The organism is Endozoicomonas sp. SESOKO3 (genome assembly GCF_024606255.1).
In genome coordinates, this window is record NZ_JAHHPR010000323.1 from 1 (window position 1) to 7,484 (window position 7,484).

A 7,484-nucleotide genomic window follows, 5' to 3' on the forward strand; every position below is an offset into this window, starting at 1 on the left:
AGTCTGCTGATACAGTCAACACCTGTTCCGCTTTGCTGCTGAAGACAGCCTGAAATACGGTAGCATTGTGCTCCATTGCTGCCAGCTGCGTCACCTTGCCTTATTCGACCTGGCTAAGATCCCAGAGTAGAGCCGCCCCTTCGGTGCTGACTGTCAGCAGCAAGTTGCCTGATGGTGAAAAGCTGGCATAAAGGACGTTGCCATTGTGATTAAAGGTTGACATTAGTGTGGGGAAATTCGCTTTGGGATGGTTAGCCACCCAGATTTTTGCCGAATTGTCGTTGGAGACGGTCACCAGTAAGCTGTTGTCAGGACTGAAAAATGCACCATTCACCCCGTTATAATGAGGAAGGTTTGCCAGCTTTTGAGCTACTTTTTCTATGGGTTGGCCGGTAGTGTAAAACTTTGCGTAATGATCCGCCGACGCTGTGGCAAACCATCGCCCATCGGAGGAGAAAACGGCCTTTTTTACGCTTCCGGCATGGAAGGCATTGGCGACCATTTCCGGTGCATCGTTCGGGGCAGCTTTTGTCAGGCAGACAAAGGCTGAGAATAACACTAAGAAAAAGAACCTGACTTTCCGGGGGTGCTGCTTATGAAGAACGTGAATCGTGATTTTCATAAAAGGCATTAACTCAGTGGTTATGGAAACCCCTTCAGTTTTCTGGGGAAATCCTTTGGTAGGTAATGCGTTTTGAGTATCGGTAATAACAGGCCACCGGGGTCACTATTGCTACAGCCAGTAGAATGACACCACCGGAGATGCCCAGAGCCAGTGCAAGATCATTGGATTTTTTTTGGCTGCTGTTGTGATCAATGCAACCCTGAGGATAAGTATTGGTTTTACCATAAACTTGCCACTGGGCTGCACAGTCGCAAACATCCCCACAGTCTTCGGGGCACTGAACCTCTTCACAGCCCTGGTTATTGCTGCAAAGCACGGGATCATTGGGTGACTCCCTCCAACCACTTGGATAGACAGTAATATCGCAGGTTTCTACTGTTTTGAAATTGCTGCAGGTGCCTGTGCCATAGCCTCCCTTGCAGCTGTCAAACTGCGCATCATCACAGGAAAAGTATTGCAGCTGGCAGGGTTTACCGGCTGTTGGCAGGCAGTTGCCTGGTGTCGTTTCCTGCCAGCCTTCGTGGCCGTGGCCACGGCAGTCATTATCACATTTTAGCGATTCACAACCGGAAGCATGCTGGCAATGGGTGCGACCTCCCGAACCAGCAAAGCTGGATTGATGGGGTACAAAGTGAACTGTGCAGCCCGTTTTCTGAGCATCGTTGTAACACCGGCCCAAACCATAGCCATTCTGGCAAAAGTCCAGCTTCAGTTGGGAACATTTAAAGAAGCGCATCTGACAACTACCGTCGTTTAAGCCTGTGGCGCAGCCCTCAGGCGCAATCAATGTATGATTGTTGAGCATCCAATGAGCTTTACACGACGGGCATGATAATTTTTCACAGCCATCCGGGTTAGAACAGCCTTTGGTCTGATGATCTGGCAACACTGTGGTTGTGCAGCGTTCTCCAGACACGGGGTTTTCGCAGTGTCCTTTTCCAAACCCCTCTCTACAAAATTTAAAAAAAGCGTTATCACAATGTAAAAACCTGAGCTCACAACTTCTCCCCCGGTTTGCTGCACAATTACCGGGAACGACTTCCGTTTTATGATTGAGCTGCCAGGAGCCTTGACAACCATGGGTGCAAGCGATGCTTTAACACCCACTCTGGTGATCACATTTAAGATGATGCCCATTGGCCGTTTTATTAAAAGGATCAGGGTAATAATTCACAGTACAGTTTCGGTTGGAGTGCTCGATGTGCTGACATAACCCAGTGCCATAGCCCTGATAACAAAAATTGAAATCGACCTGGTTGCACTTAAAAAACTGTTGTTTGCAACTGTCGTCTGTTGAGCCGGGAATACAAAAAGCAGGTTCAAAATGAATGTCACCGTTAAGCCCCCACTTTGCAACACAGCTGCAAGGTATTGACGGGTCATTGACACAGTCCTGAGGGCAGCTAACCGCCTCACAACCATCAGCTTCGTTGCAAGTGACTGGCTGGCCTCTGTAGCTTCCGGAAAAACCTTTGGGAAAAGTGACCATTGAGCAGGTTTCGTTAGTGACACTATTTGTGCACCGACCAGCCCCGAAACCACTTTTGCAGCTATTAAGAGAAGGGTTTGCGCATTGAATATGTTTAAGTTGACAGTTGTCGTCCGCATGGGCCGGTAACTGACTCAGCAGGAATACAAGCAACACAATACTGGGCTTTGGCGTGAAGTATTCTGGAAATAGCATCTATGCCACCAGCGGGTTGCCAATAATCAAAAACCGATAGGAGTCTAGTAGAGAGTGTTCTTTTGTTCTATTCGAAAGCCACACTTTTTTCGTTTTATACATTGAGGCCTGACTTCAGAGTATCTGAATTCAGGTTGATCTGATTATTTCAGTCCAGACCCAGCGCTACAGGCTATACTCCATCGTCGTTTCTATCCTATCTCTCAGGTCTTCTAAAGCCTGCACTACGGCACCGCTACCTGCTGTAAATAAGCAGGCGGCGTAAGTGTTGATTCATCAGAGGTTGTTTATTATGAAACTGCACAACTACCAAACATTTTTCTATTGTTTGTTATTGCTCATTTTATCTGCCCGAAGCTTTGCCGAACTGACAGACAATAACATTCGGGATCATATCGTTACTTTTTCTCCCGGTATCTATATAGGCGACGACTTTCAGCTCTGCTTGGGTGTCCGTCTAAGCGCAGAAATTTTGTTAACCAGCCCCGAGTGTGCCAGATTGATCAGCAAGCAACATAATGCTGACATAACAGTCGATGTCTTGAACAGACAAAAGCGGCCTCAGGGCAAAGTCAGGTTACTTGGCAGAACTGAAAGCAAAAAAGGTCTTCTGGGAATAGATGCTCAAAACGAAGGTCAAAAAATACACCTGACATATCCCACATTACGTCACAGACCCCTTGCCAGACTGACGGCTGTAGAGGGTTTTTATGTACAACCAGCGGATGCTGCGATACAGACCGTACCGTCGATAGTCAATCACCAAAGATCAGATACCCATCACTATTACACCTTGAATAGTCGTGATCCTTTACCGGCGGGTTCTCCAATGGTTCACAAAGGTAAAATTGTCTGTGTCGTCTCGGCGGACGGAACTTGCAGAGCACCTGTAATGGATGCAAAAACCTTAAGCAGAATAAAAGTAGATTGTCATTCTTACCTGCCTCATTTCTATTTTTATTCCGGGTGTGTTAACAGAACGATCACTCATTGCAGTTACGACCTGGGAAGTGTTGACGGAAAAGGAACCTGCATAAACTCACAGTCACAGGAAAACTGCCAATTCACCACGAGTGAAAGCTATTCAACCGAATCAATAGCGTTTACTGACAGTATTACCTGCCCTTCATGCAGTGCAGACTTTTTTGGTGATACCGAAGAACCCTATCCCTCAGACGTCTGTACGCCTTCCATGTGCATAAAAGGTTGTATCTCACAAAGCCGTTCGAACAATAATACAGAAAAGACGAATGCGCTGCGATTGCAAAATAACACCATGAGCTTCAAAGTCATGGAAAGTTGCAGCCAATGCCTGTCAGAGGAACAGCAGATGTTTAACAGCTGTTCTCAAATTTGCCAGAGTGGTATGTCTTATCCAGCCTGCAAAGCTTGTTCTCGAGCTGTACAAGAGAAAGAAAAAGAGTGTCAGCAAATTTGCAGTGGTAATTAAAACAGCCACCTGACAGTAAAGCGTACTTGAGAGAGTGCGCTTTTGTCGGGGCAGGAGTGTATTTTGATGAAAACGAAACAATGCCTGTTAAAAGAACAAATAGGTAACGTTATTTTTTGCTTTCTATTCATTATTAGTTTTTCCAAACAATCTGTTTATGCGGAGGAAGATACTGAAGGCAACGCTTTCGCTAATCTTGTTTACTTCCAACCCCGGATTTATATTGCTGAAAAGGCTCAACCTTGTATTGGGGTGCGAGTTTCAAAAAAGCAAATTTTTACCTCGCCATCCTGTGCCAAGCAAATACTCGCGTTATTCATGCAAGCCGTTGAGATAAATGTACTGAGTCCCGGTGGCGTGAAGCTTGGCCATATTCAAACTTCACATAAGCGGTCGGCCAAAGCAGGTCTGCTGTCTATAGATCTTTATGCTGATAACCTACCCTATCAACCGCCTGTAATGAGTACCGTTAATGCTACAAATGGAACTGAGTTATCGGCTTATTACATGCGTGGTAGTGATGAAGGGATGAATGTTACAAAACATTATTTTACCTTTGATGATCAGAAAAACTCCGGAGTGCAAACAATGATCAAGCTGCCATCGGATATCAGTATCCCTGATGGGGCTCCGGTTAAACTAAGAAACAAGCTGTTCTGTGTAGTGGTAGGCGATACTTGCATCAGGTCATCCTACTTATTAAACGCCTTTGCAAAAGAGTATGACCCCAGATGTCCAAAGGCTAACGCTACTTACTATTTTAATTGCGGAAAAAGGGCAATAGACAATTGTCATCAAGATATATCACCAGAAGAGGGTATAGATATTCATGCAAGTGGGGCATGCGTTAACCCTGAGTCAAAAGAGCATTGTACATTCGACTCTCAGTTAACTTTTGTTCCTGGTGCCGGGAGTTTGGGTTATATGGGAGCGTATGATCAGATTAAATGCAAATCTTGTTCAGCCCAGTATTCGTGGACTAATTCGCCGCCGTTGCCCGCCCGCAAATTTGTGATTTGCACACCTAAAGGCTGTATGCCTGATTGTAAAGATAAACCTGATCCAAAGCCTGATCCAAAGCATTCTGGCAAAAAACCTGTTAACTCCATCGTAGAATGGACAGTTGGAGGAGTTGCAACGCTTGCTTTGGTTGGTACAGTTGCTACAGTGGGCTACCTGATGTACAAACGCCGCCACAGGGCAAATTATCAGGGTTTGTAGTTCATGTCCTCTGACAGAGAGTATTACAAATGTTTAATCCAACTCTGCCGCTCTGATATAACTGAATGGCTGTAACAGGATTAAATGAATATTAAAGTGAGTCTTCTGAAGGTAGCGGCCTTTAAGGTGGTCGGTGTTTTTTTGCAGACTCGTTATGTGGCTATACTCCGTCTGGAACTTTGTTTGGAGTTAGAATCAGGTTGAGGTAACGCTATGAAGCTTGTTCATGCTTTATTTCTTATGTTTCCGTATTGGGGTTTTGGTGATTCAGAAGTAGCTGTTTTTGCTCCTAATCAAAAGTGTTCATGCCATCCAGCTGGTGCTCCTGATCTAAATGTAGATTTTGAACCTGCTATTCAACAAAATGTTCTAGAGTGGTACAACTGTTCTTATAACTCTGAATCTGAAGCCTCAAATTGTTCTGGAATGATAGCCAATATCTCATCCTGTTATGTGTCATATTCTGGTAAACTTACTGAGACCGGAGATTTTGGTGAAATACTTTCTATCAATTGCAATAATAATTCATGTGTAACAAGTATTACCTCTCATGGGTGGAGTCCATATGTGTGCCAAACTCCTAAAGGTTGCTTTTCACTAGTAAATGATGGTACATGTGTTTTACCGAAAACGTTTAAGAATGAGAATGATATAAAACTTTATTATGATTTTCACGACTGGGAAATAGACTGGCTTTACTGTAGTTCTGGCCAAGGCGAGGCATTTTTATCCAATTCGAAAAAAAATGTAACAGCTACAATCTACGATGATAGCTGTGGTGACCCCCACTATGGATGCCCTTTCGGCTGTTCTTCTGATCAAATAAAGAATTGTCAACCTTTTGATTTTATTCGCGACGGAAGTTGTGATGTGAAATATTTTGTCTGTGATAATATCAACTTTCTGGCTTGTAAAAATGGTGAAGCTATCGGTAATTGCACAAATCCAAGATCGAATGAAATATGTCGAATTTCAAATCAGGATAATAGCAATGGTAATTTAAACTGCCCAAGCTGTGGAGTTGGGTGGAGTTTAAGTTCAATAGGTTATCCTGTACGCGACAATATTTTTAGGCAATTTTATGTTGAATCTTGCATTGAGCCCGTAAAAGATGGAAGCTGTCACCTTCCTGATTCGTTTAAATGCAAAGGTGTTTTATGGGATGTTTGTGTAAATGGGATTGGTCAGGGCAAATGCACCAATGATATGGAGAGTTGTGATATTATCATGTCGTCTGATTGCCCAGTCACAAAATCCAAGACTTGCGGGGCAATTAAATGTGATGGTTGTGAAGCAGGCTGGAATCTACCAGATCAACCGGCTCTTTATGATTTCCCACTAGGTTGTATGAATAAACCTTCTCCTTTTTCTCCTGGCAATGAAAAACTTATTATTCCTTTATCTGTGGCTGGAGGTGTTGTATTTGTTGGAATAGTCGCTGCCATTGTCGGGGTATCAGTTTACTTTTGTAAGTATCGTTATAGGCGACAAGGGTATCAGCACATTGATGGGCTGGTAACAAACTGAGACAGGCTGTATAGCTCGGATAGCAGGTGGTGTCTAAGCTCCAGCCCCCACACTAGACCGTCATGCGGGTCTGCAGCGTGCGGTTCAAAGAGGCTGGTGAAACCTGATCAATAAGTCTTTCAGATAAACAAGCCCAAGGCTTGTATGACAAGTGTCGTTTAGAGCCTATTACACTGAAAAAGTTTTGCTCTACCAGTAAAACTACTGGAAAAGAATTGGAAGAGACTGTTTTTCGGCCCTATACTCACGCCTTCAACACGCATCACGCCCATCACACCTTTCACACCCATCATCTAGTCAAGGTTTTAATGATGATCATCGATCCACACAAAATAATTGGCTTCAGTCTTCTATTTACGTCGCTTTCATGGGGTGCGGCTGTAAATACTAACTCCCTTCCTGTTGCGGAAGCACTTGTAGAATTTTTTCCTGAAACAGATTCTCCCCCTTGTCGTGGGGTGCTGGTTTCGAAAGATTTAATGGCTACTTCGCCAATATGCGTCCAAAAAGCAAGGGAACACTCAAATGATGGATTGATTGAAACTTTAACATTATCAGGTGAGTCTGTAGGATACATCGCTGAACACTCTGATAAGCCCCTTGAAAGCAATATGCTACTGAATATCAGCCTTGATAGTGAGACCTTCAGGCCGGGGAGTTATCCTGTCTTTAATGATGATTTATTACTTCCAGAGCAAGCATTTACGTACAATGTTAATGAAAAACAGCAGCTGGTTCAGCAGCCAGTCACTCTTGCTCTTGATGAAACTCGAAGTAAGTCGACATTTATTATTTCCTCAGAGTTCTCAATACCACAGGGTTCACCAGTCTTCGACCTCAAAAACCAGCTGGTTGGCCTGAGAGGTACGGGCAACCAATGCTTCTCTGTCAGCGAACTGCCAATTGCAAGATTCAGAAGAGATCTAAAAGATGAAATGCTTCCAGTGTTTGGTCACTGATTCGGATGTTTGTATTGA

At 44.1% G+C, this 7,484-nt stretch carries 6 protein-coding genes; 4 read left to right on the forward strand and 2 right to left on the reverse strand.

Features of this window, described 5'->3' with window-relative positions; all coding sequences use genetic code 11:
• Positions 1–100: 100 nt before the first annotated feature.
• On the reverse strand, positions 101–559 hold the full coding sequence (locus KDK18_RS05755; protein WP_257253851.1) for a hypothetical protein: 459 nt from the start codon (positions 557–559) through the stop codon (positions 101–103).
• 97 nt (positions 560–656) lie between these two features.
• Entirely contained in the window at positions 657–1,541 is an 885-nt protein-coding gene (locus KDK18_RS05760; RefSeq protein ID WP_257253853.1) for a hypothetical protein, read from the reverse strand.
• Between the two features lie 1,060 nt (positions 1,542–2,601).
• Here KDK18_RS05760 and KDK18_RS05765 point away from each other — a divergent pair.
• The 4 genes from KDK18_RS05765 (at position 2,602) to KDK18_RS05780 (ending at position 7,466) form a co-directional block, all read left to right on the forward strand.
• Positions 2,602–3,759, forward strand: a complete 1,158-nt coding sequence (locus tag KDK18_RS05765) for a hypothetical protein (RefSeq protein ID WP_257253855.1) — start codon at positions 2,602–2,604, stop codon at positions 3,757–3,759.
• A 66-nt stretch (positions 3,760–3,825) separates the two neighbouring features.
• Positions 3,826–4,980 (forward strand): hypothetical protein, encoded by a 1,155-nt coding sequence (locus KDK18_RS05770; RefSeq protein ID WP_257253856.1) that lies wholly within the window; start codon positions 3,826–3,828, stop codon positions 4,978–4,980.
• Positions 4,981–5,193: 213 nt separating this feature from the next.
• Positions 5,194–6,507 carry a hypothetical protein gene (locus KDK18_RS05775; protein WP_257253857.1) on the forward strand — a complete coding sequence of 438 codons (1,314 nt, stop codon included), beginning with the start codon at positions 5,194–5,196 and terminating at the stop codon, positions 6,505–6,507.
• A 215-nt stretch (positions 6,508–6,722) separates the two neighbouring features.
• A complete protein-coding gene (locus tag KDK18_RS05780) occupies positions 6,723–7,466 on the forward strand; it encodes a hypothetical protein (protein ID WP_257253859.1) in 744 nt (247 codons plus the stop codon).
• The last annotated feature ends 18 nt before the right edge of the window (positions 7,467–7,484 follow it).

What these genes read in the sequence shown, in the direction of transcription:
- KDK18_RS05765 (WP_257253855.1), top strand. Translation starts at nt 2,602, where the DNA reads ATGAAACTGCACAACTACCAAACATTTTTCTATTGTTTGTTATTGCTC.
- KDK18_RS05770 (WP_257253856.1), top strand. Translation starts at nt 3,826, where the DNA reads ATGAAAACGAAACAATGCCTGTTAAAAGAACAAATAGGTAACGTTATT.
- KDK18_RS05775 (WP_257253857.1), top strand. Translation starts at nt 5,194, where the DNA reads ATGAAGCTTGTTCATGCTTTATTTCTTATGTTTCCGTATTGGGGTTTT.